Below are 24811 nucleotides of genomic sequence, written 5' to 3' on the forward strand. Positions count from 1 at the left end.
GCACGGGCACTGGTCGTGGCGAGGGGATTTATCCCTCGCCACAGGTCAGTGGCGGGGCAGGCTGATCACCGCGGTCAAGCCGCCGCCAGGGGTTTCTTCCAGGTTCAATTGCCCACCGAGGCGTTCGGCGGCCTCCCGGGCGATGGTCATGCCCAGGCCGACGCCGCCGGAGTTGCGGTTGCGCGAGCCTTCCAGGCGATAGAAGGGTTCGAACACCGCTTCGCGCTTGTCTGCCGCAATGCCCGGGCCGTGGTCGATGACCCGGATCAGCACCCGATCCTCCTGGTCTTCGAGCGTGATCAAGGCGTGCCCGGCATAGCGCAGGGCATTGTCCAGGAGGTTGTTGACGCACGAGCGCAGCGCCATGGGCTGCACGTGCAACGGCGCGCACGCCCCCCTGGCTTGCGCATCCGCGCCCTGGTCCTGGGCGTTTTCGCTCAGTGACTCCACCAGGGCCTGCACGTCCATCCATTGCAGGGCTTCGCTGGTGCGCTGTTCATGCAGGTAGGTGAGGGTGGCATCGAGCATGCCGATCATGTCGTCCAGGTCCTGGCGCATCTGGCCCTGCAACCTGACGTCGTCGATCTGCTCCAGGCGCAGCTTGAGCCGTGACAGCGGCGTGCGCAGGTCATGGGACACCGCGCCGAGCATGCGCGAGCGCTGTTGCACCTGCTCGCGAATCCGTTGCTGCATCAGGTTGAACGTATGGGCGGCCTGGCGCGCTTCCCGTGGACCGTCTTCGACCAGCGGCGGGCTGTCGAGGTTTTCGCTCAGGCGCTCGGCGGCGTCGCTCAGGCGCTGGATCGGCCGGGTCAGCAGCTTGGCGCCAAACCAGGCGGCCACGATCAGGAACACGAGCTGCAGCGTCAGCGGCACCACCGGCCCGCCGAACCACGGGCGTTGCGCGTGCCCTGGCCCAGGACCGAAGGGCGGCGGGCCGTCGCCAGCCTGGGAAAAACCGGGCGGTGGCCCGGGCGGCGGCTTGTCATAGACGGAAAACCAGGCAAAGGCCAACAGGTGCGCCAGGACAATCGCCAGCAGCAGGACGCCAAACAGCCGGCCAAACAGCGAGTCGAGGCGCAGCCGCATCAGCCGATGTCCCGGGCGTCGAACAGATAGCCTTCGCCGCGTACGGTCTTGATCAACTGCGGGGCCTTGGGGTCGTCACCCAGTTTCTGGCGCAGGCGCGAGACCAGCAGGTCGATGCTGCGGTCGAACGCCTCGATGGAGCGTCCACGCGCGGCGTCCAGCAGTTGTTCGCGGCTGAGCACCCGGCGCGGTCGTTCGATGAACACCCACAGCAGGCGGAACTCGGCGTTGGACAGTGGCACCACCAGCCCGTCGAGGGAAATCAATTGGCGCAGCACGCTGTTGAGCCGCCAGTTATCGAAGCGGATGTTGGCCCGTTGTTCGCTGCGGTCGTCGCGCACCCTGCGCAGGATGGTCTGGATGCGGGCCACCAGCTCCCGCGGCTCGAACGGCTTTGCCATGTAGTCATCGGCGCCCAGTTCCAGGCCGATGATGCGGTCGGTGGGTTCGCACCGGGCGGTGAGCATCAGGATCGGGATGTCCGATTCGGCCCGCAGCCAGCGGCACAGTTGCAGGCCGTCTTCGCCGGGCAGCATCAGGTCGAGCACGACCACGTCGAAATGCTCGGCCTGCAGCGCCTGGCGCATGGCCGCGCCGTCGGTCACGCCGCTGGCGCGTATGCCGAAGCGGGCCAGGTAATCGATCAGCAGTTCGCGGATCGGCACATCGTCGTCGACGATCAGCGCCCGGGTGTTCCAGCGCTTGTCATCGTCGGGCACTTTCTGGTCATCGGCATTTGCTACGGGGGTGTTCTGCATGGATGCATCATCTGCCAGGTAGGCTGCCAATCGCAAAGGAGGCGGCGAGGTTGAGGCTTCAGCATAGGCTTCGGACCGTGAGGCGTGAAGCGCTGAAAGGATGGGTTGCGGCGGCGGACGGTAGCGCGCCGGCGTGTTGGGCGCGTGTCAGCCCTGTATCGACTTCGACACAAAGGTCGGGATCGTCCATGCTGGTGCGGGCGCGATGAGATTTACCGATCATCGGGTCCCCCAGCGGCGCTGGTTCCGCTACAATGCGCGCCGATTTCGACTTGCCTGAGAGCCCGCTCATGTCCGCCTGCCAGACGCCCATCATCGTCGCCCTGGATTTCCCTACCCGTGACGCCGCCCTGAAGCTGGCCGACCAGTTGGACCCCAAGCTCTGCCGGGTCAAAGTCGGCAAGGAACTGTTCACCAGCTGCGCGTCGGAAATCGTCGGCACCCTGCGCGACAAGGGCTTCGAGGTGTTCCTGGACCTGAAATTCCACGACATTCCCAACACCACCGCCATGGCCGTGAAGGCGGCGGCGGAGATGGGCGTCTGGATGGTCAACGTGCATTGTTCCGGTGGCCTGCGCATGATGGCGGCCTGTCGTGAGGTGCTGGACCAGCGCAGCGGTCCGCAACCGCTGCTGATCGGCGTGACCGTGCTGACCAGCATGGAGCGCGAGGACCTGGCCGGGATCGGCCTGGACATCGAGCCCCAGGAGCAAGTGCTGCGCCTGGCCGCGCTGGCGCAGAAAGCCGGCCTCGACGGCCTGGTCTGTTCGGCCCTGGAAGCCCATGCATTGAAGACGGCACACCCGTCGCTGCAACTGGTGACCCCGGGGATTCGTCCGGCGGGCAGCGCCCAGGACGACCAGCGCCGCATCCTGACCCCGCGCCAGGCACTGGACGCCGGTTCCGACTACCTGGTGATCGGCCGTCCGATCAGCCAGGCGGCCGATCCGGCCCAGGCGCTGGCGGCGGTCGTGGCCGAACTGGCCTGACCCAACCCTGAAGATCCCTTGATGTGGGAATGAACCTGTGGGAGCGAGCTTGCGCGCGATAGCGGTATGTCAGTCAATATCCATGTTGACTGACAGGGTCCCATCGCGAGCAAGCTCGCTGCCACAGTTGTTTGTGCAGGCCTTGGCCAGCCTCCACAACTGATGTGTATCAGACCTTCAGCACCAGCTTCCCGAAGTTCTCCCCGCTGAACAATTTGGTCAGGGTCTCGGGGAATGTCTCCAGTCCTTCGACGATGTCTTCCTTGCTCTTGAGCTGCCCCTTCGCCATCCAGCCGGCCATTTCCTGCCCGGCGGCGGCGAATTGCGCGGCGTGGTCCATGACCACGAAGCCTTCCATGCGCGCCCGATTGACCAGCAGCGACAGGTAGTTGGCAGGGCCCTTCACCGCCTCCTTGTTGTTGTACTGGCTGATGGCGCCACAGATCACCACGCGGGCCTTGAAGTTCAGGCGGCTGAGCACCGCGTCGAGGATGTCGCCGCCGACGTTGTCGAAATACACGTCGACGCCCTTGGGGCATTCGCGCTTGAGGCCGGCGTGGACGTCTTCGCTCTTGTAGTCGATGGCGCCGTCGAAGCCCAGTTCATCGATCAGGAATTTGCATTTGTCGGCCCCGCCGGCGATACCCACCACGCGGCAGCCCTTGATCTTGGCGATCTGCCCGGCAATGCTCCCCACCGCCCCGGCGGCGCCCGACAGCACGACGGTCTCGCCGGCCTTTGGTGCGCCCACGTCCAGCAGGGCGAAATAGGCCGTCATGCCGGTCATGCCCAACGCCGACAGGTAACGGGGCAGCGGCGCGAGTGTCGGATCGACCTTGTAGAAGCCCCGGGGCTCCCCGAGGAAATAATCCTGCACCCCCAGTGCACCGTTGACGTAGTCCCCGACCGCAAACCCGGGGTTGTTCGAGGCGATCACCTGGCCGACCCCCAGGGCTCGCATCACTTCGCCGATGCCCACCGGCGCGATGTAGGACTTGCCCTCGTTCATCCAACCGCGCATGGCCGGGTCCAGGGACAGGTATTCGTTCTTCACCAGGATCTGGCCGGCGGCCGGCTCGCCGACCGGCACTTGCTGGTAGGTGAACGTCTCGCGGGTCGCCGCGCCCACCGGGCGCTTGGCGAGCAGGAATTGGCGATTGGTCTGGGCAGTCATGGCTGGCACTCAAGATGAATGAAGCCTTGTTGATAGTCCTTCGAGGCGACCGCCGCAAGGTTTGCCGGCCAAGCGAATGCACTTCGATCCAACGCAGTGATAGTGCCACCGACCCCGTTATCACCGCCGCCCATGAGCCACCAACCGGCACCTGGATAGTGCTGCCGTGCGGCACCGGGCCGTGGCTACACTGCGCGACCGCCCATCTTCGAGGAACTGACAAATGAACATGACGTTTTCCGGACAGGTCGCCGTGGTCACCGGCGCTGCCGCTGGCATTGGCCGAGCGACTGCCCAGGCCTTCGCCGCGCAAGGCTTGAAGGTGGTGGCGGCCGACCTGGACATGACGGGCGGCGAGGGCACGGTGCAGTCGATTCGCGAGGCCGGCGGCGAGGCGGTATTCGTGCGTTGCGACGTAACGTCGGAAAGCGACGTGCAGGACCTGATGAGCGCGGTGATCCAGCACTACGGTCGGCTCGACTACGCCTTCAACAATGCCGGGATCGAGATCGAGAAGGGCAAGCTGGCCGATGGCACCCTCGATGAATTCGACGCGATCATGGGCGTCAATGTGAAGGGCGTCTGGCTGTGCATGAAGTACCAGTTGCCGTTGCTGCTGGCCCAGGGCGGTGGCGCCATCGTCAACACGGCCTCGGTGGCCGGCCTCGGCGCGGCACCGAAAATGAGCATCTATGCGGCCTCCAAGCATGCGGTGATCGGCCTGACCAAGTCGGCGGCCATCGAGTACGCCAAGAAGAAAATCCGCGTGAATGCGGTCTGCCCGGCCGTGATCGACACTGATATGTTCCGGCGGGCCTATGAAGCGGACCCGAAAAAAGCCGATTTCGCCAACGCCATGCACCCGGTGGGACGGATCGGCAAGGTCGAAGAGATTGCCAGCGCCGTGCTCTACCTGTGCAGCGATGGCGCGGCCTTTACCACCGGCCATTCCCTGGCGGTGGACGGCGGTGTCACGGCGTTCTGAGGACGCGAACCCAGGTTTGTAGGAAAAAGCCCGCACTGTTGCGGGCTTTTTCTTGGGTGATGGCAAAAGTCCCGAGGCGGCCCCTCAATGTATTTCAAGGGATGTGAAAACGCTGCTTTGGCGGGTTTGTCGTACATCGCCGAAGGGCGGCCTGTGCTTAACTGTTTCCGGAAATAAAACAAACGCTTAGGAGTCTGGTTACTCATGGAATTGAGAATCGACCGACAGGCCCTGGTGCCTGTCGTGCAGCAAATAGTCGACGCGCTGACCGGCTGGATCCGCCAGGACGCCGTACAACCGGGGACACGGTTGCCGTCCATCCGGCAATTGGCGCGGCAGAACCTGCTCAGCCAGTCGAGTGTCAATGAGGCGTGTGAACGCCTGGTCGCCCAAGGCTTGCTGGCGTCCCGGCATGGCTCGAGTTTCTTCGTCGCGCCGCCTCCTTCCTTCGGACCCGCCTCCAACGACAGGACGTGCCAGGAGCACCCGTCATTCCCTCGGGACGGCCTCGCCGGCAGCCCACCGTCGGCGTTGAAGCTGGGTGAGGGCGGGCTGCCCGAAAGCTGGCGTGAAAGCGACGACCTGGGCTATGCCATCCGCCAGGTCACCCGCACCGACATGGCGGGGCTGTTCGGCTACAGCACACCGTTGGGCCTGCCTGCCCTGCGCGAGCAACTGTCCCGGCGCTTGAAGCACCTCAATATCGCTGCCGATGAAGACCTTATCCTGACCACCCACGGCGCCACCCAAGGCCTGGACCTGATTGTGCGCACACTGCTCGCGCCCGGCAGCTGCGTGGTGGTGGAGAGCCCTGGCTATCCGAAACTGTTCGACCTGTTGAGGCTGCACGGCATCGACATGCTCGAACTGCCCAGGACCCCGCGTGGCCCGGATGTCGAGGCGTTGCAGAACCTGTTGGCGATTCACCGGCCCAGTGCGCTGTTCGTCAACAGCGCCTGCCATAACCCGACCGGCAGCAGCCTGGCCCCGGTGGTAGCGCAACGCTTGCTGGCGTTGGCCAGGGAACACGCGATGCTGGTGATCGAAGACGATGTCTACGCCGATTTCCAGGGTTCGACGCGCACCCGGTTGGCCGCGCTGGACGCCGAGGTGATCTACGTGGGCAGCTTCTCGAAGACCCTGAGCAGTTCGTTGCGCGTCGGCTTCGTGGTGGCGCCACGCCCCGTCATCGCTCGGCTGAGCGAGGTCAAGGAAATCACCAGCCTGGGCGTTTCGCGATTCAGCGAATCGGTGCTGGCCAATCTCCTGGCCAACGGTGCCTATCGCAAGCTGGTGCAACGCCAGCGGCAGCGTTTGGGGGCCGACATGGCGGTGGTGTTGCAGGCACTGGAGGATGCCGATTGGGACGTCTTCGGCAAGCCGAGTGGCGGGTTGTTCATCTGGGCACGTCCGCCCTTGTGCGACTATGCTCGATTGCAGCGCCTGGCCAAGCGGTTCGACGTACAGCTGTCCTCGCCCAGCGCATTCAGCCCTTCGGGCACCGACGGCCCCTGGCTACGGATCAACGTGGCTTACGCCTGTGATCCGAGGGCGTTGGCGTTTTTCCGCGGAGCGGCCCTGGATCGACCTCAAGTATCCTGAAAACGACGCGGCTGTAGCTTTTTGCCATTATTCCGACGCCGGCATCTTGTGTTGCAGGGCGTCTCGTTGCGAATCTGCGAACAACACACACTGGCAGAGGACTGAGCGCAATGAAATCGGCCGTGCAAGGACGTTTTGCCAACCTCGGTATGGCAAAGAAACTGGGTATCGGGTTCGTCCTGGTACTGTTGCTCACTGCCGTGGTCGCGGCCATCGGCGTGTGGTCCCTACGCACCATCAGCCTGCGTTTCGACGGCCTGAAGCAGATGTCTTCCCTCAACGGCGAACTGCTGAAAGTGCGTTTGCTCGAGCAGGAATACGCGTTGCGCTCCGACCCCAAGACGGCCGACGCCCTGCGCCAGGGTGTCGACGGGTTGGTGGCCCAGGCCGATGCGCTCAAGGCCCAGTCACCCGAAAACGTGCCGGTGATGAACGATGTGCAGCAGGCCTTGGCGGACTATCGCAAGGCCTTCGATGAGTTCGTCGGGTTGAGCCAGAGCAAGGACTTGGCGCTGGAAATGGCCAGTTGGTCGGTGTCCAGTGTCGCCAACAACTTGGACGTGTTGCAGGCCGGGCTGGCGGACGATGGCGCCTACACCCTGAAGGATTCCGAAGGCAAGGAAGGGGCCGAGTTCATCGAGCAGGCCAACCAGGTCAGCGAAGTGTCGCGGTTGATGCTGCAAGCCATGAACGAGGCGCGCGTGCGCCTGGACCAGAGCCGCAAGGGCAGCGAGGACGGCGGGCAAGGCCAGATCGAGCAGGCCGAGCAAGCCATGAAGCAGGCCGAAGAGCTCAAGACCCAGGTCAAGGACCCGGGCTACCAGACCGTGCTCAACGAAGTGGCCGGGCACATCGCCGGGTTCAATACGCAACTGGCCGAGTACACCGGCCTGTTGGCGAAGGAAAAAGGCGTCTACCAGCAACTGCACGAACGTGCCGGCCAGGTGGTGGAGCGGGTCAACCAGGCCTACGCCGCCGAAGACCATGCGATGCAGGTCGAGTTGAAGAAGAACTCGCTGCTGATCATCGGTTCCTCGGCCCTTGCCCTGCTGGTGGGGCTGGTTGCCGCCTGGGTCATTACCCGGCTGATTGTCGCCCCGCTGCGTAGCGTCATTCGCGTCGCCCAGCGGATCGCGGCGGGCGACTTGAGCGCCACGGTCGAAGTGACACGCCGGGATGAGATCGGCCAGCTGATGCTTGCCATGCAGCAGATGGGCGCGGGACTGAGCGGCATCGTCAGCGGCTTGCAGGCGGGGATCGAACAACTCGCCAACTCCGCCCAATCGCTGTCGTCCGTGACCGAGCAGACCAACCTGGAAGTCAGCAGCCAGAAAGAGGAGACCGAACAGGTTGCCACGGCCATGAACCAGATGACCGCCACCGTGCATGACGTGGCGCGCAATGCCGAAGAAGCGGCCCAGGCGGCGCAGACCGCCGATGACAAGGTCGAAAGCGGCCAGCAGGTGGTGCGCCAGAGCATGGTGCGTATCGAACAGTTGGCTGACTCGGCCACGTCGGCCAGTTCCAGCATCGAAAGCCTCAGTGCCGAGATCCAGAACATCGGCACGGTGTTGAGCGTGATCAAGAGCGTCGCTGAGCAAACCAACCTGCTGGCGCTCAACGCCGCCATCGAGGCGGCCCGGGCCGGCGAACAGGGCAGGGGGTTTGCGGTGGTGGCGGACGAGGTGCGGGCCCTGGCCAGGCGCACGCAGCAGTCCACCGAGGAGATCGAGCGGTTGGTGAGCGCGTTGCGTTCAGCCGCCCAGGCCTCCGTGCAGCAGATCCAGAGCAGCGGCGAGCTGGTCAAGATGGCGGTCAGCGATGCGCTGCAAACCGAAAGCGCCCTGGGCAGTATCGCGGCGGCGGTGTCGTTGATCCAGCAGATGAACCAGCAGATCGCGGCGGCGGCCGAGCAGCAGAGTTCGGTGGCGGAAGAGATCAACCGCAGCGTCACCAGCATTCGCGCCAGTGCCGATCAATCCTCCCTGGCGATGCAGGGCAATGCCGCTTCCAGCATCGAGTTGGCGCAGTTGGGGGTTGAGCTGAAGGGAATGGTGGGGCACTTCAAGCTGTGAGTCGGTGCTGCCCCGACATCTGAACCTGTGGCGTTGGTTTCGCCTGGGCGCCAGGCACCCTGGTTAAAGATGGGCCGTTGCGCCCGAAGTATCGGGCCGGCCCGGCGGGAGCAAGCTCCCTCGTCACGAAGGAACTCGGTCCGGCCCTGCCGTCTCAGTCGTAGACCTTCTTCTTCTTCCACTCGTCGTTTATTTCGTCTTCCTTCAAGCCTTCGGTCAACTGGTTGACCTCGCCTTCGACGGGCTGGGTGCTGGCCAGGACCATCGCGTTGGCGCGGGCCAGGAGCTTTTCCAGGTAATCGAGCTGTTCAGCGTAGACCTGTGGCTCCTGCTGCTTGCGCAGGTATTGCACACCACGTTCGAACGCCAGGCGCGCTTGCCCCGGTTGTTCCTGTTGCAAGGCTTGCTGACCGAGGTTGTTGAAGAACTCGATGTGCAGCAGGACCAGGATGTGCCGGACTTCGCGGATCCAGCGCTTGGCTTCGTTGGGCGGCAGGAAACCGTCCTGGGCGGCGCGGGTGATCTGGCCGTGCAGGGCTTCGAGCAGGAAGCGGACGTCCTTGGCCTTGGCTTCGGTCAGGATCGGTGCCGGCGGATTGCCCACCGGTATCGATTCACCCTGGGCGGCCAGCGCGGTCAGTTCGTCCAGGCGTGCCTTGACCCCTGTGTTGGTCTTGTCCAGGTTCAGCAAGCGCTGGCAGACGTTCATCTCCAGGCGCGTCAGCAGCAGCTTCAAGGCCGGCGTCATCAATTGCCCGGGGAAGGTTTCGGTGAGCTCGCCACAGCGCCGCATCCGGTCGTTGAGTTCAACCTTGGTGCGGACCTTTTCCAGCTTGTTGTTTTCCACCACATGGTTCATGTAGCCAATGGCGATCAACAGTGCGATCCCGGCTACGACGAGCAGGGTGATCATGAGTGGTGTCACCGGTAAGACCTCTTTATTGGGGTACGCATGTCATGAGTGTAGTGGCTTGGCTTTTAAGCGCATAGGCCCGGGCGACGCGATTAGACGGGCGTCGCGCTGTTTACGCGGGAACGCGAGCGAATGGGTGCACATTGCCACTATTTGTCGGGTGCGACTATAACGCCTTGGCGAGTGACAGAATATAGGCGTCAGAGATCGGCTGAGCCAAATCGCCGAATCGCCCTCAAACCCTGGGAAGTCATTGATTTAAATAAATTTATATCTGGGGGTTGACGACCCTCGAATCCATCCATAGAATGCGCGCCACTTACAGCGTAAAGCACTCAGCGAAACGCCATAAGCAGTGAATGTTGTACGTGTGTCCCCTTCGTCTAGTGGCCTAGGACACCGCCCTTTCACGGCGGTAACAGGGGTTCGAGTCCCCTAGGGGACGCCAATGCGGGAATAGCTCAGTTGGTAGAGCACGACCTTGCCAAGGTCGGGGTCGCGAGTTCGAGTCTCGTTTCCCGCTCCAATTTTAAACAGCGTTGCTCTCGGGCGACGCTGAGTGAAACCAGGAACGTCATCTTCGGATGCGGGCCTGGGCACTGGAACACACACCATGTGTTCCGGGCAGCGTGTCCCCTTCGTCTAGTGGCCTAGGACACCGCCCTTTCACGGCGGTAACAGGGGTTCGAGTCCCCTAGGGGACGCCATTTGCGGGAATAGCTCAGTTGGTAGAGCACGACCTTGCCAAGGTCGGGGTCGCGAGTTCGAGTCTCGTTTCCCGCTCCAAATTCAAAAAAACGCCGCTCATTGAGCGGCGTTTTTTTATGCCTGTGAAAAAATCCCCTCCAACCGGCAAGGACGTCATGCCTGGATGGCGGGGTGGTTTCGTCACGGCTCTCTAGATCATGGCTGGGGATGACGGGACGCTAGCGTCCTGTCTCGCAAGTACGTTCTCTTTTGGCGAGTGGCTTGGGTGTTCGGCCAAGGCGCCGCGACGAGTCATAGCAGGGCTATGGCGAGGAGTGGCAACGCCGGCCGGGCGCTCAAGACGCCGCCAAAAGTGAACAGCTTATTTGCGAGACAGGACACTAGGTGCGACACGGATGAGGTTGTTTATGCGGCCACCGAGACATCCATGCCAGTAATAGCATCATGCTGGCGGGGCAGAGCGTTACCACCAATAGTCCTATGTGCAGATCCGAGTGCGCCGAAATAATCCCCACAAGCCAGGGAATCAGGCTGCACCCCGCATTGCCAGCGGCGGTCAATACGCAGAACATGGTGGCTCCCCCTTGCGGAAAGGCATCTGCAGTAATGGCGAGCATCGTGGGCCATAGGCAACTGCCTGAGAACCCAGCGGTGATGGCAGCGGTTAGCGCCAGGGCGGGGCTGGGCGAAAAGCTGATCACGAAAAACAGGCCGACGGTCACGGCGCAACAGCCCAGCATCAGTGAAATGGCGGGTACTCGATCTTGCAGCAGGGCAGCAGCCATGCGCCCGAGGGCCATGCCGACTGAAAACCCGGCCAGAGAAAAACCACCCACTTCTTTCGAATACCCCAATCCTTGTTCGGCAAAGGCGGGCAGCCATTGGGACAACCCCGTTTCCGTAGCCCCTCCTAGAAAGATCGCGATCATGCAGGCGATGAAATAGGGCTGCCTGATGAGGGTTGGCAATGGTTCACGCTGCGTGTGCTCCTGTACCAGAGGCGGCAAGGGTAACCGCATGAACGCCATGAAGGTGACAAGCGGGACAACGACCAGGGCCAGGGCGACAATGCGCCAGGAAATATCCCATTTCAGCGCAATACTTGCCATCAGCACGGCAGTTACCGCGCCGATGCAGAAATACGAATGCAGCCAGTTCATGGCGGCGCTTCGCCGTTCGGGTTGCAGCGCTGCAACAAGGGGGCTGAGGATCATGTCCAGCACCCCTGCACCAAATCCCATGATGGCGACGGCCACCAGCAGGAAGACATAGGAAGGGGCGACAGCTACAAGGCCCAGGCCCGCCGAAGTGGTTAGCAGCCCGAATAGGATGATCAGCCTCGGCTCCCCTCTGTCCGCCAGGGGGCCGGTTATCAGGATGGCCACTATAAAGCTGAGGAACATGACCGCGGGAATTCGCCCCAGCTGCTCCGTCGTCAAGCCTGACGAGGAGCCGAAGGCATCACTGAACGTTGTCAGATAGACCGGCAGAAAGTTGAGGGCCATGGCCAAGCACATCATGGCTGCATAACAGGCGTAAAGCGCGTAGCGATCGGGTTTGGCGGCAGGCATCAGGCATGGAACTCTTGAAGTTAGAAACGTGGGGCGTCGTGTGCCTTCCAGCAGCATTCAGTCCATTCAATCGCCGAGAAGCGCGCGGCGAAGGAGGAATCACCTGGACTGCTGGCAAAGAAGCCGAATTGAACGAGTTTTTCTGCGTGAAAGAGATGGAACATACGCATCATGCAAAACTGTTGACCATCCACCGAATTTTCAAGAAGGAAATCACTGCCCCTTCGGCTGAGCCGGTAATACATAGTCTGGGTAACACGGTCAAAGTTGGTCATGGCCCAGTCTGAAAAGCCATGGTTGGTCACGACGGAAAACAGTTGTTGAAAGCCGTTATTCTGATACTCGATGCCACTTTTCATCCACGTGTTTTTATCTTGATAGATGAACAGGCCACATTGGTCGAAGTAGGTGCTTGAGGTAAAAGATACCTTGGCCTTCAATGTCCAGTACTGTTCTTCGCTGGCAATCACGATGGCCGGAGCATTGTCATATTCCAAGCCGTAATAGGTACCTCGCCAGAAATCAGTATCCGGGGTGGTATGGATAATGATTTCGTCGTCACCGATGGACGACCGTTCGGGCATGTTGATCCACGTCCAATCTGAACGACTCAGTGTTTTCATGTTGTCATCGCCGAAAAAACCAATGATTTATTTCACTGTGCTGATGAACACACAGGTCCGCCGCACTCAGGTCCTGCTGTCCTGAATTGGGGTTGAGCAAGCCCACGCAGAACATGGTGGCGGCTTTTGCCGCCGCTACACCATGGGTGGAGTCTTCGATCACCACGCAAGACGAAGGTGGGATGTCCAGTTGCATGGCGGCCTTGAGGAAAATCTCGGGATGCGGCTTGCTGCGCTCAACATCATCGCCGCAAACGGTTTCATTGAAAAAAAGGTGAAGCCCAGCATTACGCAACACCAGCTCAACCAGTTCCCGAGGTGAAGAAGAGGCTACCGCGCACGGGATTCCCGCCACCTGAAGTGCACCGAGAAGTGTTGTGACCCCGGGCATCGGAGGCAGGGGCACTGAAGCGAGCATGGTCATCAACTGCTGGTGATGCTCAGCCATCAGGCAGTCCAGGGATTCGACAAGCCCGTATTCAGCCTTGATGACGCTCCACATATGCCGCTGCGTGGTGCCTACAAATCGCGACAGGGACATCTCGTCAAGGACCACGCCATGGCGTGCATAAGAGTCTCTTTCCTGTTCCATGTAGAGCGGCTCACTGTCAACCAGGACACCGTCCATATCGAAAATGAAGCCTTGGATAGTCGACATCAGTGCACGCGCGGTTGTTTGGGATCTCGCTTGAAATGCAAGAAGTTATAGTGTGAGCGTGCCTCGAACTCATGCAGCTTGAAGGTTTTTGTCATTTCAATATTCTGGAACCCTTCACCGTCGATTAGCGTGGTGGTGTCAGATCCGCCAATGATGATAGGTAATTGCATGAGCATTATTTCGTCGACCAGATCAAGGTTGAATACCTGCCAGTTCAGATGACCGCCACCTTCAACCATGATGTGATTTATTCCGCGTGTTTCCAGCATGGGAAAGAGTTGTTTGAAGTCGACACGCGCGTCACCCGCAAATAGCACTTCCTTACCTTGGGCGCGGATCTGCTCGACCATTTCGTGGTGACGGGCCTGTTCCGTGGTCGCGATAATCGTTCTTTCGGGGGAGCTTAGAACTTTTGCTGAGGCAGGAAAGTTCAGCGAGGCCGTCGGAATGATACGAACAGGATTGCGGCCGGTTCCGTACCGATTGGTCAACTGAGGGTCGTCGGTGATAATCGTATTACGCCCGACCATGATGGCATCTACTTGGCTGCGGAATGTGTGAATGAACCGCATGTCCTCCTCGTCGAAATGCTGGAAAAGCGGTTTGCTGGATGCTTCGTTGCCGAGCGTAAGCTTGCCATCGATGGAGATCTGGCTAAATACAGTGACTTTCATAGGGCTTCACTTGGAGTGCTGAGGAAAATTAACGTGACAGGTACTTGAGGTTGGGGGTGAAAACACTTTTGATCATTGGCGCGCACGGATCATTCAGCAAACGATCGAAGGCTGTTGGATGCGCCTCAAGGGGATAACGATGGGTGACCAGCTTTCCTAATTCAGGAAGTCTATGGGCCATACGCAGCGCCAGGGGGAAGTGTTGGTTGTATTCTCCCGCTGCAATAATACTGATGGCATTCACCAAGAAGTGCTTTACAGCAAGTGAGTACTGGTAGTTTCCGTTGAAACCGAACAGAACAATTCGGCCACCCCGGTTGATTCTGCTGGCGGCTATTTCCAGTTGATTGCCGACGGTATCGATGACCACATCAAATTTTTCAGGGACCTGTCCATGGCGCTCCAGCGCCTCGGGGAGGACGATGTCCAAGCCCAGGGAGCGTCCGAATTCAATTCGAAAGGTGTTCAGGTCGGTGGCACGCGTATGAACTCCTATCGCCCGCAATAGTATCTGCGCGACTAGGCTCATTGGGCCTGAGCCAAGCAGCAGTACGCGTTCGCCCGCTTTGATCGACGCTTGCTCGATGTTATTCAAGATACACGCGACGGGTTCGATCAGGACGGCTGTTTCCCAGTTCATATCGTCCGGGATGCCATGCACGAAACGTTCGCGTGTGACGAAGCGCTCGGCAAACGTACCGTGCTTGTTGACGCCGGCGATGTCCAGGCCAGCACCCATACCACCGTTACATAAGTGGGTTTTGGCTGAGGTGCAATATTCACAGTGACCGCAGTATTCGTTGGGATCTATGACCACACGCATGCCTATATGCGTGCGGGTGACGCCGGTTCCGACATTGACGACGACGCCGACTGCTTCATGGCCGCGAACGATTCCCAGCTGTCCTTCTTCTCGGCCGGATAACACCGCCAAGTCGGTTCCGCAAATACCGGAAAGTACAACATCTATCTCCACACCATCGACAGGCAGTGTCTTGAGCTCGTCGTGATTCACCAGGCTCAATTGTCGTCCGCTCACTAAACTGATCGCCTTCATATAACCATCATTGCTCTATTTGATTGTGAATGAACCGTGCCAACGAGTGTCCGCCTCCGCAGTATTTGGAGCGAACCAAGGATGTGTGGCGCGTTTCATCCATTCGGAAACGGCCGGCATTATGCAAGGCGAGCAGCGTACATTTCAGTCAAAAAAGAATTACCGTTAACGACATGATGATTCATGTTGTTTCGGCTTGGCGCCCCAAGTGCGATAGATAGTGGTTGAACTTGAGTTTTCTTCGAGCTGGCAGTGCCAGATATTATGACTTCGATACAAGTTGCAAAGGGAATGAGGTCGATGGCACGCCCACGCAATGAAAAAGGCCCGCAGGGTGATCCATGCGGGCCTTCGTGCAACAGGGTGCGATCAGTGCTTGCTGTCCTGGTCCGACATCGCCAGCAATTGTTTCTCCTGGTTCCAGTCGAAGGGCTCGTCGTTTTGTTCGGCTTCGAAACGACGTTCCTCCAAAGCCTGGTACAGGTCGATTTCCTCGTCGGGCATGTAGTGCAGGCAGTCGCCGCCGAAGTACCAGAGCAGGTCGCGCGGCACCAGGTGGGCGATCTGTGGATAACGGACGATCACCTGGCACAGGAGGTCCTGGCCCAGGTACTGGCTTTCGATCGGGTCGACGGGCAGCTGTGCGCGCAGTTCGTCGAAGCGCTCCAGGAACAGGGCATGGCTTTCTTCGGGAACCTGTTCGGCCTCACCTACGGCGACCAGGATGCTGCGCAGGTGGTCGAGCAGGACAAGGTGATCGGCAACGACATTGGACACGAGATAAGTCCTCAAGAGCAAAACGGGCGCAGGAGTATAAAGCCCCTGCGCCGGCTTTTACATGGCCGTGGATCAGGATGACGCCGTGGCGAGGGAGCCAGGCCCCTCGCCACGGTTTCAGCGGACCTTGGCCTCGGCCAGCGTCAGCGCCTCCTTGTCGAAGTCATCCACGTCGATGACCTTGCGCCGCGCTGCTTCGGCCACGCGCAGGGCCTCGGCCTCACCCGCCTGCACCACCCCGGCTTCGAGGGCTGCATCGATGAGGGACTCGCCTGGCGTTGGGTTAAGCTGCCCTTGCTTGAGCGCGCCGTGGAGTTTTTTCTGCACCGGATGGGCGGCGGCCAGCAGGTCGGCGGCATGCTGCAGGGCGCCCACTGGATCTTCCGCCGATTGAGGGCGATAGCAACCTTGCAGCAATTCCTCGAGGGTCGGGTCGCCCTTGGCCCGGCCTATCACCGTGGCCACCTCGGCATCCAGCCGGTCGCTCGGGCCCTTGTGGCGACGACCAAACGGGAATACCACAACACGTAACAGGCAACCCAGCAGTCGGTTCGGGAAGTTGGCCAGCAATTCGTCCAGCGCGCGCTCCGATTGACCGAGACTTTCCTCCATGGCCCAGCTGAACAGCGGCGCCATATGGTCGGGCGAATCCAGGTCGTGGTAGCGCTTGAGGGCTGCGGATGCCAGGTAAAGATTGCTTAGCACGTCTCCCAGGCGGGCCGACAGACGTTCTCGACGTTTGAGCTCGCCCCCCAGCAGCATCATGCTCAGGTCCGCCAGCAGGGCGAATGCCGCCGCCTGCCGGTTGAGCGCGCGGAAATAACCCTGGCTCAAGGCGTTGCCCGGGGCGCGCTCGAAGCGACCGAGGCCGAGGTTCAGCACCAGGGTGCTGGCGGCGTTGCTGACGGCAAAGCCAATGTGCTTGAGCAACAGGCCGTCGAATTCCAGCAGGGCCTGGTCCTTGTCCTCGCGGGTGGCCAGGGCCATTTCCTTGAGCACGAACGGATGGCAGCGGATGGCGCCCTGGCCGAAGATCATCAGGTTGCGCGACAGGATGTTCGCGCCTTCGACGGTGATGAAGATCGGCGCGCCTTGCCAACTGCGCCCCAGGTAGTTGTTCGGGCCCATGATGATGCCCTTGCCGCCGTGCACGTCCATGGCGTGGCTGATGCACTCGCGACCGCGCTCGGTCAGGTGGTACTTGAGGATCGCCGACAGCACCGAGGGTTTCTCCCCCAGGTCCACGGCGTTGGCGGTCAGCATGCGAGCCGCGTCCATCATCCAGGCATTGCCACCGATGCGCGCCATGGCTTCCTGGATGCCTTCGAACGCCGACAGCGGTACGTTGAACTGCTCGCGTACCTGGGTGTACTGGCCCGTCACCAGGCTGGTGAACTTCGCCGCGCCGGTGCCCACTGCGGGCAGGGAGATCGAGCGCCCGACCGACAGGCAGTTCATCAGCATCATCCAACCCTTGCCGAGCATTGGCTGGCCGCCAATGAGGAAGTCCAGCGGGATGAACACGTCCTTGCCCCAATTCGGCCCGTTCATGAACGCCGCGCCGAGCGGCAGGTGACGGCGGCCGATGTGCACGCCGGGGGTGTCGGTGGGAATCAGCGCCAGGCTGATGCCCAGGTCCTCTTCGTCACCCAGCAGGTGATCGGGGTCATAGGCCTTGAAGGCCAGGCCGAGGAGGGTGGCCACCGGGCCCAGGGTGATGTAGCGCTTTTCCCAGTTCAGGCGCAGGCCCAGGGTTTCCCGGCCTTCCCATTCGCCCTTGCAGATGATGCCGGTGTCGGGCATCGCCCCGGCGTCCGAACCGGCCAGCGGACCGGTCAGGGCGAAGCAGGGGATATCGTCGCCCCGCGCCAACCGTGGCAGGTAGTGATCGCGTTGTTCATCGGTGCCGTAGTGCAGCAGCAGTTCCGCCGGGCCAAGGGAATTGGGGACCATCACCGTGGAGGCCAGGTCGCCGCTGCGGGTCGCCAGCTTCATCGCCACCTGGGAGTGGGCGTAGGCGGAGAACCCCTTGCCGCCATATTCCTTAGGAATGATCAGGGCGAAGAAGCCGTGGGCCTTGATATGGGCCCAGGCTTCGGGCGGCAGGTCCATGGCCTGGCCGATCTGCCAGTCGCTGACCATCGCGCAGAGTTCTTCCGTCGGGCCGTCGAGGAACGCCTGTTCTTCCTCGGTCAGTTGCACCTTGGGGTAGGACAGCAGCAGGTCCCAGTCCGGGCGCCCGCTGAACAGTTCGCCGTCCCACCACACCGTGCCGGCGTCGATGGCGTCGCGTTCGGTCTGGGACATGGGCGGCAGGGTTTTCTGGAACCAGTCGAACATCGGCGCGCTGAAATAGCGGCGACGCAGGTCCGGTAGCAGCAACGGGGCCGCGACGGCGGCGAGCACCACCCAGAGGACCAGCATCAGCCATCCGGGGGCGTGGCTGAAAATGCCCATGGCCAGCAGGTAGACCGCGACGATGCCCAGCGCCGGCAACGGGTCGGTGCGCCGATGGGCCAGCCAGGCGATCCCGATGACCAGGACCAGTATCCACAACAACAGCATAGGTAATCCTCCGTGAACCAGGGCAAAACCGACCCACAGAGCTTAGACGGCCTCTGCAAAACCGGCGGTCGGCGCGATGTGATTGATTTCGTGGGAAACCCTGGATGCGATGCGCCAGTCTGGTTGGCAACAGCCGTGGGAAATCGTTCGTCAAACAGGTGAGAAAACGCCATTGTTTGGCCGAAACGCCGTTATCGCGGCGGCGGGGCTATGGATAGACTCCGGTTCCAACGATGCCAGCCACGACAGCCGGCACTCCCCGGAGGCGTTTCCAGCATGCAGCCCTACCTGAGCCCCAGCCGCTTCATCGACAGTGATCATCCAGCGGTCATCGCCTTCGCCGAGGCGCATCGCGGTGCCGATCGCGCGCCGCTGGCGCAGGCGGTCAGCCTGTATTACGCGGTGCGCGAGGCGGTGCGGTACAACCCCTACACCTTCAGCCGCGATCCGGCGACGCTGCGCGCCAGCCATGCGCTTGCCCACGGCGAAAGCTATTGCGTGCCCAAGGCCACCTTGCTTGCCGGCTGCGCCCGGCACTGCGGTATCCCGGCGCGCATTGGCCTGGCGGATGTGCGCAATCACCTGTCCACGCCGCGCTTGCTGGCACTGCTCAGGAGCGACGTGTTCGCCATGCACGGTTACACCGAGTTGTACCTGGGGGAGCGCTGGGTCAAGGCCACGCCGGCGTTCAACCAAAGCCTGTGCGAGTTGTTCGATGTCGCGCCGCTGGAATTCGACGGCCGCCATGACAGCGTTTTCCACCCGTTCAATCGGCAAGGGGCGAAGCTGATGGAGTACATCACCGACCATGGCCAGTTCGTCGACGTCCCCGAAACGTTCTTTTTCGAGCACCTGGAAAAATGTTATCCACACCTGTTCGGTGATCAGGCGCCGCCCTTGCTCGGCGACATGCAGGACGATTTGAGTCGCGGCTGATCCGGCGTATGCTGCTGCGGCACTTTATCCATTGAAGGAAACCGTGATGCTGAAGATCTGGGGTCGCAAGAACTCGTCGAACGTGCGCAAGGCGCTCTGGTGTGCCGAGGAGCTGGGACTGGCCTATGAGTCCATCGACGCGGGCGGCGCATTCGGGGTGGTGGACACGCCCGAGTACCGGGCGAAGAACCCCAACGGGCGCGTCCCGATGATCGAGGATGACGGTTTCGTGCTGTGGGAATCCAACACCATCGTGCGCTATCTGCTGGCTCGCCATGCGCCGGATTCGGCCTGGTACCCGGCCGATGCCCAGGCGCGGGCCAGCGCCGAGAAATGGATGGATTGGACCACCTCGTCCTTTGCCGGACCGTTCCGGACGGTGTTCTGGGGCGTGCTGCGCACCCCGGCCGAGCAGCAGGACTGGCCGGCCATCCGTGCCGCAATCAAGGAATGCGACGGCTTGCTGGCGATGGCCGACCGCGCGCTGGGCGAACAACCGTACCTGAGCGGCGCGCAGATCGGCATGGGCGACATGCCCTTGGGCAGTTTCATTTATGCCTGGTTCGAGATGCCCATCGAGCGGGCCGACTTGCCGCACCTGGAAGCCTGGTACCACCGGTTGCAGCAGCGTCCGGCGTACCGCAAGGCGGTCATGACCGCGTTGACTTAATACTTACTATCGACACGCTTGACTGTACTTGTGCGGCGACGCCCCGCACCATGGCCTTCGTGCGCCGTGGTTGTTTTGCTCGCCGCGCGCCCTCATGTACTTCTTTCCTCCCTTCTTGGTGCGTAATCCGATATGAGTTCCGCTCTGTCCATCCGGCAGCTAACCAAAACCTACGGCAACGGTTTCCAGGCCCTGAGTGGTATCGATCTGGACGTCGCCGAAGGTGACTTCTTTGCCTTGCTCGGCCCCAACGGTGCCGGCAAATCCACCACCATCGGCATTCTTTCCACCTTGGTGAACAAGACCAGCGGCACGGTGAATGTCTTCGGCCATGACCTGGACCGCGAGCCCGCCGCCCTCAAGCGCTGCATCGGCGTGGTGCCCCAGGAGTTCAACTTCAACCAGTTCGAAAAGACCTTCGACATCGTCGTGACCCAGGCCGGTTACTACGGCATCCCGCCGAAGATCGCCAACGAGCGTGCCGAGCAGTACCTGACCCAGCTGGGGTTGTGGGACAAGCGCGACGTGCCGTCCCGTTCATTGTCCGGTGGCATGAAGCGCCGCCTGATGATTGCCCGTGCGCTGGTGCACGAGCCACGCCTGCTGATTCTCGACGAACCGACGGCGGGGGTGGACATCGAGCTGCGTCGTTCGATGTGGACCTTCCTGACCGAACTGAACCAGAAAGGCATCACCATCATCCTGACCACGCATTACCTGGAGGAGGCCGAGCAGTTGTGCCGCAACATCGGCATCATCGACCACGGCACCATCGTCGAGAACACCAGCATGCGGCAGTTGCTCGGCCAACTGCATGTGGAAACCTTCGTGCTGGACCTCAAGCACGACCTGAGGGCCGCGCCACAACTCAGCGGCTACCCGGCCCGCCTGGTGGACAGCCACACCCTGGAGGTCCAGGTGGACAAGGCCGTCGGCATCACCGGCCTGTTCGGCCAACTGGCCTTGCAGAACATCGAAGTGCAGAGCCTGCGCAACAAGACCAATCGCCTCGAGGAGTTGTTCGTGTCCCTGGTGGAAAAAAACCTGGCGAAGGTGGCGGTATGAGTTCCGAACTGCGCCCCAACCTGATCGCCCTCAATACCATTGTCTACCGTGAAGTGCGGCGCTTCATGCGGATCTGGCCGCAGACCCTGCTGCCGCCGGCGATCACCATGGTCCTGTACTTCGTGATCTTCGGTAACCTGATCGGTCGGCAGATCGGCGACATGGGTGGCTTCACCTACATGGACTACATCGTGCCGGGGCTGATCATGATGTCGGTGATCACCAACTCCTACGGCAACGTGGTGTCGAGTTTCTTCGGCAGCAAGTTCCAGCGTTCCATCGAGGAACTGATGGTCTCGCCGGTTTCACCCCACACGATCCTCATCGGCTATGCCCTGGGCGGCGTGTTGCGTGGCCTGGCGGTGGGACTGATCGTGACGTTGCTGTCGCTGTTCTTCACTCATCTGCAGGTGCATCACCTGGGGGTGACGGTCCTGGTGGTGGTGCTCACGGCAACGATCTTTTCGCTGCTGGGGTTCATCAACGCGGTGTTCGCGCGCAACTTCGACGACATCTCCATCATCCCGACGTTCGTGCTCACGCCGTTGACCTACCTGGGCGGGGTGTTCTACTCGATCTCCCTGTTGCCACCGTTCTGGCAGGCCGTCTCCCTGGCCAACCCGGTGCTGCACATGGTCAACGCCTTCCGCTACGGCATCCTCGGGGTTTCCGATATCAAGATCAGCATCGCGATCACCTTCATGCTGGTGGCCACCGTGGTGCTCTACATCGGTTGTTCGCGGTTGCTGGTCAGCGGGCGCGGCATGCGCACCTGACCCGGCCTGTGTGTTGACTGATACATCGCCTATCGCGAGCAGGCTCGCTCCCACCAGGCAATGCATTTCAATGTGGGAGCGAGCCTGCTCGCGATAGCACCCATAGAGCAGCACAAAAAAGGCCTCCATTCCAGGAGGCCTTTTTTGCATTTCACATCCGGCTTTTCTTGCGCCGTTTCCATTGCCGGGTCACCCACCAACGCCAGTAGCTCATGGTGACGAAGTAGGCCAGGGCGCCCAGTACCAGGCCGGTGACCACCGAGCCAAGCAGGAACGGTTGCCACAAGGTCGACAGCTGGCCACTGATCCATTCCCAGGTCAGTGCTTCCGGCAGGGTCCGGGCGGGTACGTCCATCAGCCAGGCGCCGGTCTGGTAGGTGCAGAAGAACACCGCCGGCATGGTGATCGGATTGGTCAGCCAGACCAGACTCACGGCGATCGGCAGGTTGCCGCGTACCGCGACGGCCAGGGCGGCGGCCAGCAACATCTGCAACGGGATGGGCAGGAACGCGGCAAACAGGCCGACCGCCATGGCGCGCGCGACGGAATGACGGTTCAGGTGCCAGAGGTTGGGATCGTGCAGCAAGGTGCCGAGAAAGCGTAAGGATTTGTGTTCCCGGATGCTCTGCGGGTCAGGCATGTAACGTTTGAATAGGCGCCGGGGCATAAGGCTTCTCGGTCGGTTCAAAGCAGTAAGGCGGCAAGTATGTCCGGATTCTACGGTCGGCAGATTCAGACTTTGTGACAATTGATAACGCCCGGGGTGCGATCCAGCGGCTAAGCCTGGAGAGGGCAACTCTCAAGGATGGGTCATGCGCACGGGTTTGGTCGCGCTTGCAGTGGGGCTGGTGGCCCCGGTTTTTTTCCCGGCGTTGCCGCCGCCGTGGTTGATCGTGGCGCTGCCGGTACTGGCACTGATGACGCTGCCGTTTCGAACCTACCCGCTGGGGTTCTTCCTCTGCGGATTGGCCTGGGCGTGCCTGTCGGCGCAGTCCGCGCTGGACGACCGGTTGCCGGTCGCGCTGGACGGGGAAACCCGTTGGGTCGAAGGACGCGTCGTCGGTTTGCCGCAACAGGGCGATGGCGTGGTGCGCTTCGAACTGGCCGATGCCCGCTCACGACGCGACCGGCTGCCGGCGTTGATGCGACTCGCCTGGTTCGCAGGGCCGCCGGTCAGCAGTGGCGAGCGTTGGCGACTGGCGGTCAAGCTCAAGCGGCCCGCCGGGCTGTCGAACCCTCATGGTTTCGACTACGAGGCCTGGTTGTTGAGCCGGGGCGTCGGCGCCACCGGTACGATCAAGGAAGGCCAGCTGCTGCAGCCGGCCCAGGGCGCCTGGCGCGATGGAGTGCGCCAGGCGTTGGCGGGGGTCGATGCCCAGGGCCGGTCGGGTGCGCTGATGGCGTTGGTGCTGGGGGATGGCGGCGGGTTGAGCCGCGAAGACTGGCGGGTGCTGCAAGACACCGGCACGGTCCACCTGCTGGTGATCTCCGGGCAGCACATTGGCCTGCTCGCCGGCCTGGTGTACCTGCTGGTGGCGGGGGCGGCGCGTGTTGGCTTGTGGCCAGTGAGCCTGCCGTGGCTGCCCTGGGCCTGCGCGCTGGCTTTCATGGCGGCGCTGGGCTACGGCTTGCTGGCCGGGTTCGAGGTGCCGGTGCGGCGGGCCTGCGCGATGATCGGCCTGGTGTTGCTGTGGCGTTGGCGCTTCAAGCCCCCGGCGCCCTGGCGGGCCTGGTTGCTGGCGTTCGATGGGGTGCTTTTGTTCGATCCGCTCGCCTGCCTGCGGCCGGGGTTCTGGCTGTCATTCGCCGCCGTGGCGATCCTGATGTTCACCTTCGGCGGCCGCCTGGGGCCCTGGCGCTGGTGGCAAACCTGGACCCGGGCGCAGTGGCTGGTTGCCCTTGGACTGTGTCCGTTGTTGTTGATCCTGGGGTTACCGGTCAGCCTCAGCGGACCGTTGGTCAACCTGCTGGCGGTGCCCTGGATCAGCCTGCTGGTGCTGCCGCCGGCGCTGCTCGGGACGTTGCTGCTGCCCGTGCCGTTCATGGGCGAGGGCCTGTTGTGGATCGCCGGAGGGCTGCTCGACCTGTGGTTCCGGGGGCTGGCGCGGGTGGCCGGGCAGGTGCCTGCCTGGAACTCAGCGGCGGTTCCGCCGTGGGCTCTGGGGATCGCCGCGCTGGGGGCGTTCCTGCTGTTGTTGCCCAAGGGGGTGCCGCTACGCGTGCTGGGCTGGCCGATGTTGCCCTTGATGGTCTTGGCGCCACGGGAAACCCTGCCGCCCGGCCAGGCCGAAATCTGGCAGTTGGACGTGGGCCAGGGGTTGGCAGTGCTGGTGCGCACCCGGGGCCATGCCTTGCTCTACGACGCCGGGCCGCGTTTCGGCGACGCCGATGCGGGCGAGCGTGTCGTGCTGCCCACCTTGCGCAAGCTGGGCGTGCGAGGGTTGGACCTGATGCTGCTCAGCCATGCCGATGCCGACCATGCCGGCGGTGCCCAGGCGGTGCGCAACGGGCTACCCACCCGGCGGTTGATCAGTGGCGATCCTGCCGCGCTGCCCGAGGCGCTGTCGGCCGGCCCCTGCGACAGCGGCCAGCGATGGGAGTGGGACGGCGTCGGCTTCGAGTTGTGGCACTGGTCCTCTGCCGTCGACAGCAACCAGAAATCTTGCGTCTTGTTGGTGGAGGCGGGTGGCGAACGCTTGTTGCTGACCGGCGACATCGATCGCCAGGCCGAGCGCGCCTTGCTCGACGGTCCCCTGGCGCTGCCGATCCACTGGCTGGCCGCGCCCCATCATGGCAGCCGCAGTTCGTCATCAATGGCGCTGCTGGCACGCCTCAAGCCTCACTCGGTGCTGATTTCGCGCGGCCAGGGCAATGCCTTTGGCCATCCTCATCCCCAGGTGATGGCCCGCTACCGGCGCGCGGGGATGGCGATCTACGACAGCGCCGAACAAGGTGCCATTCGTCTGCAACTGGGCGCCTTTGCCCCGCCGCGGACCCAGGCCGGGCAGCGCCGCTACTGGCGCGACCCACCGCCCTCCGGCGCCCCGGGCGAGCATTGATCCAGCTCAAGCGGGCGCGCGCCTATCGGCGAGCCGGGTCTCCAAGGCGAGTCTGTGTGATAAAGTGGCGCACTTTTTCGAGGGGGC

Annotated in this window: 21 protein-coding genes, 4 tRNA genes and 1 pseudogene; 14 read left to right on the top strand and 12 right to left on the bottom strand. The window is 62.2% G+C overall.

The annotated features are described in order from the left end of the window. Positions 1-45: 45 nt before the first annotated feature. Together Q6A48_RS13795 and Q6A48_RS13800 are read right to left on the bottom strand one after the other, a co-directional pair. On the bottom strand, positions 46-1089 hold the full coding sequence (locus tag Q6A48_RS13795) for a sensor histidine kinase (protein WP_304554659.1): 1044 nt from the start codon (positions 1087-1089) through the stop codon (positions 46-48). After that, complete coding sequence (locus Q6A48_RS13800; protein ID WP_304554660.1) at positions 1089-1847, bottom strand: response regulator; 759 nt, start codon at positions 1845-1847, stop codon at positions 1089-1091. Before Q6A48_RS13800 ends, Q6A48_RS13795 begins: the two co-directional genes overlap by 1 nt. Before the next feature lie 290 nt (positions 1848-2137). Here Q6A48_RS13800 and pyrF point away from each other — a divergent pair, with 290 nt between their 5' ends. Then, positions 2138-2836 (top strand): orotidine-5'-phosphate decarboxylase, encoded by a 699-nt coding sequence (gene pyrF, locus Q6A48_RS13805; protein WP_304554661.1) that lies wholly within the window; start codon positions 2138-2140, stop codon positions 2834-2836. Positions 2837-3005: 169 nt separating this feature from the next. Here the strand turns inward: pyrF and Q6A48_RS13810 are convergent, their stop codons facing one another. After that, positions 3006-4010 (bottom strand): NADP-dependent oxidoreductase, encoded by a 1005-nt coding sequence (locus Q6A48_RS13810; RefSeq protein ID WP_304554662.1) that lies wholly within the window; start codon positions 4008-4010, stop codon positions 3006-3008. A gap of 223 nt (positions 4011-4233) precedes the next feature. Here Q6A48_RS13810 and Q6A48_RS13815 point away from each other — a divergent pair, with 223 nt between their 5' ends. From Q6A48_RS13815 to Q6A48_RS26100, 4 genes and pseudogenes are all read left to right on the top strand, one after another. Further along, the gene (locus Q6A48_RS13815) at positions 4234-4995 is read left to right on the top strand and encodes an SDR family oxidoreductase (protein ID WP_304554663.1); all 762 of its coding nucleotides are present in this window, start codon (positions 4234-4236) and stop codon (positions 4993-4995) included. A 204-nt stretch (positions 4996-5199) separates the two neighbouring features. Next, on the top strand, positions 5200-6597 hold the full coding sequence (locus tag Q6A48_RS13820) for an aminotransferase-like domain-containing protein (protein ID WP_304554664.1): 1398 nt from the start codon (positions 5200-5202) through the stop codon (positions 6595-6597). Positions 6598-6746: 149 nt separating this feature from the next. Beyond that, positions 6747-7811 (top strand): annotated as a pseudogene (locus Q6A48_RS26095) (HAMP domain-containing protein); the annotation flags it as partial. Further along, entirely contained in the window at positions 7809-8672 is an 864-nt protein-coding gene (locus Q6A48_RS26100) for a methyl-accepting chemotaxis protein (protein WP_369811702.1), read from the top strand. The pseudogene Q6A48_RS26095 and the gene Q6A48_RS26100, both read left to right, overlap by 3 nt. A 154-nt stretch (positions 8673-8826) precedes the next feature. On the opposite strand, the gene Q6A48_RS13830 is transcribed toward Q6A48_RS26100, so the two are convergent. Further along, on the bottom strand, positions 8827-9585 hold the full coding sequence (locus Q6A48_RS13830; protein WP_304554666.1) for a hypothetical protein: 759 nt from the start codon (positions 9583-9585) through the stop codon (positions 8827-8829). A gap of 372 nt (positions 9586-9957) precedes the next feature. Between Q6A48_RS13830 and Q6A48_RS13835 the strand changes: the two genes are divergently transcribed. The 4 genes from Q6A48_RS13835 to Q6A48_RS13850 all read left to right on the top strand — a co-directional run bounded on the left by Q6A48_RS13835 (position 9958) and on the right by Q6A48_RS13850 (position 10371). Continuing rightward, positions 9958-10033 (top strand) — tRNA-Glu (locus Q6A48_RS13835). Positions 10034-10035: 2 nt separating this feature from the next. Further along, a tRNA-Gly gene (locus Q6A48_RS13840) sits at positions 10036-10111 on the top strand. Between the two features lie 105 nt (positions 10112-10216). Further along, positions 10217-10292 (top strand) — tRNA-Glu (locus Q6A48_RS13845). 3 nt (positions 10293-10295) lie between these two features. Beyond that, a tRNA-Gly gene (locus tag Q6A48_RS13850) sits at positions 10296-10371 on the top strand. A 302-nt stretch (positions 10372-10673) separates the two neighbouring features. On the opposite strand, the gene Q6A48_RS13855 is transcribed toward Q6A48_RS13850, so the two are convergent. The 7 genes from Q6A48_RS13855 to Q6A48_RS13885 form a co-directional block, all read right to left on the bottom strand. Continuing rightward, positions 10674-11864, bottom strand: coding sequence for an MFS transporter (locus Q6A48_RS13855; RefSeq protein WP_304554667.1), 1191 nt, complete (start codon positions 11862-11864; stop codon positions 10674-10676). 20 nt (positions 11865-11884) lie between these two features. Then, positions 11885-12487, bottom strand: coding sequence for a DUF1349 domain-containing protein (locus tag Q6A48_RS13860; RefSeq protein ID WP_304554668.1), 603 nt, complete (start codon positions 12485-12487; stop codon positions 11885-11887). 4 nt (positions 12488-12491) lie between these two features. Continuing rightward, complete coding sequence (locus Q6A48_RS13865) at positions 12492-13145, bottom strand: HAD family hydrolase (protein WP_304554669.1); 654 nt, start codon at positions 13143-13145, stop codon at positions 12492-12494. Then, a complete protein-coding gene (locus Q6A48_RS13870) occupies positions 13145-13819 on the bottom strand; it encodes a dihydrofolate reductase family protein (protein WP_304554670.1) in 675 nt (224 codons plus the stop codon). Before Q6A48_RS13870 ends, Q6A48_RS13865 begins: the two co-directional genes overlap by 1 nt. Before the next feature lie 28 nt (positions 13820-13847). Next, a complete protein-coding gene (locus Q6A48_RS13875) occupies positions 13848-14876 on the bottom strand; it encodes an alcohol dehydrogenase catalytic domain-containing protein (RefSeq protein WP_304554671.1) in 1029 nt (342 codons plus the stop codon). Between the two features lie 369 nt (positions 14877-15245). After that, positions 15246-15653 carry a PA2817 family protein gene (locus Q6A48_RS13880; RefSeq protein ID WP_024776930.1) on the bottom strand — a complete coding sequence of 136 codons (408 nt, stop codon included), beginning with the start codon at positions 15651-15653 and terminating at the stop codon, positions 15246-15248. 117 nt (positions 15654-15770) lie between these two features. Further along, positions 15771-18218, bottom strand: a complete 2448-nt coding sequence (locus Q6A48_RS13885) for an acyl-CoA dehydrogenase (protein WP_304554672.1) — start codon at positions 18216-18218, stop codon at positions 15771-15773. Positions 18219-18494: 276 nt separating this feature from the next. Here Q6A48_RS13885 and Q6A48_RS13890 point away from each other — a divergent pair, with 276 nt between their 5' ends. From Q6A48_RS13890 to Q6A48_RS13905, 4 genes are all read left to right on the top strand, one after another. Further along, positions 18495-19154, top strand: a complete 660-nt coding sequence (locus Q6A48_RS13890) for a transglutaminase-like domain-containing protein (protein ID WP_304554673.1) — start codon at positions 18495-18497, stop codon at positions 19152-19154. Between the two features lie 46 nt (positions 19155-19200). After that, on the top strand, positions 19201-19824 hold the full coding sequence (locus Q6A48_RS13895) for a glutathione S-transferase family protein (RefSeq protein ID WP_304554674.1): 624 nt from the start codon (positions 19201-19203) through the stop codon (positions 19822-19824). 132 nt (positions 19825-19956) lie between these two features. Then, positions 19957-20889 carry an ABC transporter ATP-binding protein gene (locus Q6A48_RS13900; RefSeq protein WP_304554675.1) on the top strand — a complete coding sequence of 311 codons (933 nt, stop codon included), beginning with the start codon at positions 19957-19959 and terminating at the stop codon, positions 20887-20889. After that, a complete protein-coding gene (locus Q6A48_RS13905; RefSeq protein WP_304554676.1) occupies positions 20886-21665 on the top strand; it encodes an ABC transporter permease in 780 nt (259 codons plus the stop codon). The genes Q6A48_RS13900 and Q6A48_RS13905 overlap by 4 nt, the downstream gene beginning before the upstream one ends. Before the next feature lie 151 nt (positions 21666-21816). Here Q6A48_RS13905 and Q6A48_RS13910 read toward each other — a convergent pair whose 3' ends face one another. Further along, a complete protein-coding gene (locus Q6A48_RS13910; RefSeq protein WP_304554677.1) occupies positions 21817-22332 on the bottom strand; it encodes a DUF2062 domain-containing protein in 516 nt (171 codons plus the stop codon). A gap of 145 nt (positions 22333-22477) precedes the next feature. On the opposite strand from Q6A48_RS13910, the gene Q6A48_RS13915 reads away from it, so the two are divergent. Beyond that, complete coding sequence (locus tag Q6A48_RS13915; RefSeq protein WP_304554678.1) at positions 22478-24724, top strand: DNA internalization-related competence protein ComEC/Rec2; 2247 nt, start codon at positions 22478-22480, stop codon at positions 24722-24724. Positions 24725-24811: the final 87 nt, after the last annotated feature.

Origin of the sequence: Pseudomonas citrullilanati, assembly GCF_030580855.1 — a bacterium.
Taxonomy (GTDB): Bacteria; Pseudomonadota; Gammaproteobacteria; order Pseudomonadales; family Pseudomonadaceae; genus Aquipseudomonas; species Aquipseudomonas citrulli.

Excerpts from the sequence above, each read along its gene's own strand:
- Q6A48_RS13860 (WP_304554668.1), bottom strand. The coding sequence starts at position 12,487 with ATGAAAACACTGAGTCGTTCAGATTGGACGTGGATCAACATGCCCGAA.
- Q6A48_RS13810 (WP_304554662.1), bottom strand. The coding sequence starts at position 4,010 with ATGACTGCCCAGACCAATCGCCAATTCCTGCTCGCCAAGCGCCCGGTG.
- Q6A48_RS13915 (WP_304554678.1), top strand. The coding sequence starts at position 22,478 with ATGCGCACGGGTTTGGTCGCGCTTGCAGTGGGGCTGGTGGCCCCGGTT.
- Q6A48_RS13830 (WP_304554666.1), bottom strand. The coding sequence starts at position 9,585 with ATGATCACCCTGCTCGTCGTAGCCGGGATCGCACTGTTGATCGCCATT.
- Q6A48_RS26100 (WP_369811702.1), top strand. The coding sequence starts at position 7,809 with ATGGGCGCGGGACTGAGCGGCATCGTCAGCGGCTTGCAGGCGGGGATC.
- Q6A48_RS13910 (WP_304554677.1), bottom strand. The coding sequence starts at position 22,332 with ATGCCCCGGCGCCTATTCAAACGTTACATGCCTGACCCGCAGAGCATC.
- Q6A48_RS13875 (WP_304554671.1), bottom strand. The coding sequence starts at position 14,876 with ATGAAGGCGATCAGTTTAGTGAGCGGACGACAATTGAGCCTGGTGAAT.
- Q6A48_RS13795 (WP_304554659.1), bottom strand. The coding sequence starts at position 1,089 with ATGCGGCTGCGCCTCGACTCGCTGTTTGGCCGGCTGTTTGGCGTCCTG.
- Q6A48_RS13890 (WP_304554673.1), top strand. The coding sequence starts at position 18,495 with ATGCAGCCCTACCTGAGCCCCAGCCGCTTCATCGACAGTGATCATCCA.
- Q6A48_RS13870 (WP_304554670.1), bottom strand. The coding sequence starts at position 13,819 with ATGAAAGTCACTGTATTTAGCCAGATCTCCATCGATGGCAAGCTTACG.
- Q6A48_RS13895 (WP_304554674.1), top strand. The coding sequence starts at position 19,201 with ATGCTGAAGATCTGGGGTCGCAAGAACTCGTCGAACGTGCGCAAGGCG.
- pyrF (WP_304554661.1), top strand. The coding sequence starts at position 2,138 with ATGTCCGCCTGCCAGACGCCCATCATCGTCGCCCTGGATTTCCCTACC.
- Q6A48_RS13800 (WP_304554660.1), bottom strand. The coding sequence starts at position 1,847 with ATGCAGAACACCCCCGTAGCAAATGCCGATGACCAGAAAGTGCCCGAC.
- Q6A48_RS13900 (WP_304554675.1), top strand. The coding sequence starts at position 19,957 with ATGAGTTCCGCTCTGTCCATCCGGCAGCTAACCAAAACCTACGGCAAC.
- Q6A48_RS13820 (WP_304554664.1), top strand. The coding sequence starts at position 5,200 with ATGGAATTGAGAATCGACCGACAGGCCCTGGTGCCTGTCGTGCAGCAA.
- Q6A48_RS13885 (WP_304554672.1), bottom strand. The coding sequence starts at position 18,218 with ATGCTGTTGTTGTGGATACTGGTCCTGGTCATCGGGATCGCCTGGCTG.
- Q6A48_RS13905 (WP_304554676.1), top strand. The coding sequence starts at position 20,886 with ATGAGTTCCGAACTGCGCCCCAACCTGATCGCCCTCAATACCATTGTC.
- Q6A48_RS13855 (WP_304554667.1), bottom strand. The coding sequence starts at position 11,864 with ATGCCTGCCGCCAAACCCGATCGCTACGCGCTTTACGCCTGTTATGCA.
- Q6A48_RS13865 (WP_304554669.1), bottom strand. The coding sequence starts at position 13,145 with ATGTCGACTATCCAAGGCTTCATTTTCGATATGGACGGTGTCCTGGTT.
- Q6A48_RS13815 (WP_304554663.1), top strand. The coding sequence starts at position 4,234 with ATGAACATGACGTTTTCCGGACAGGTCGCCGTGGTCACCGGCGCTGCC.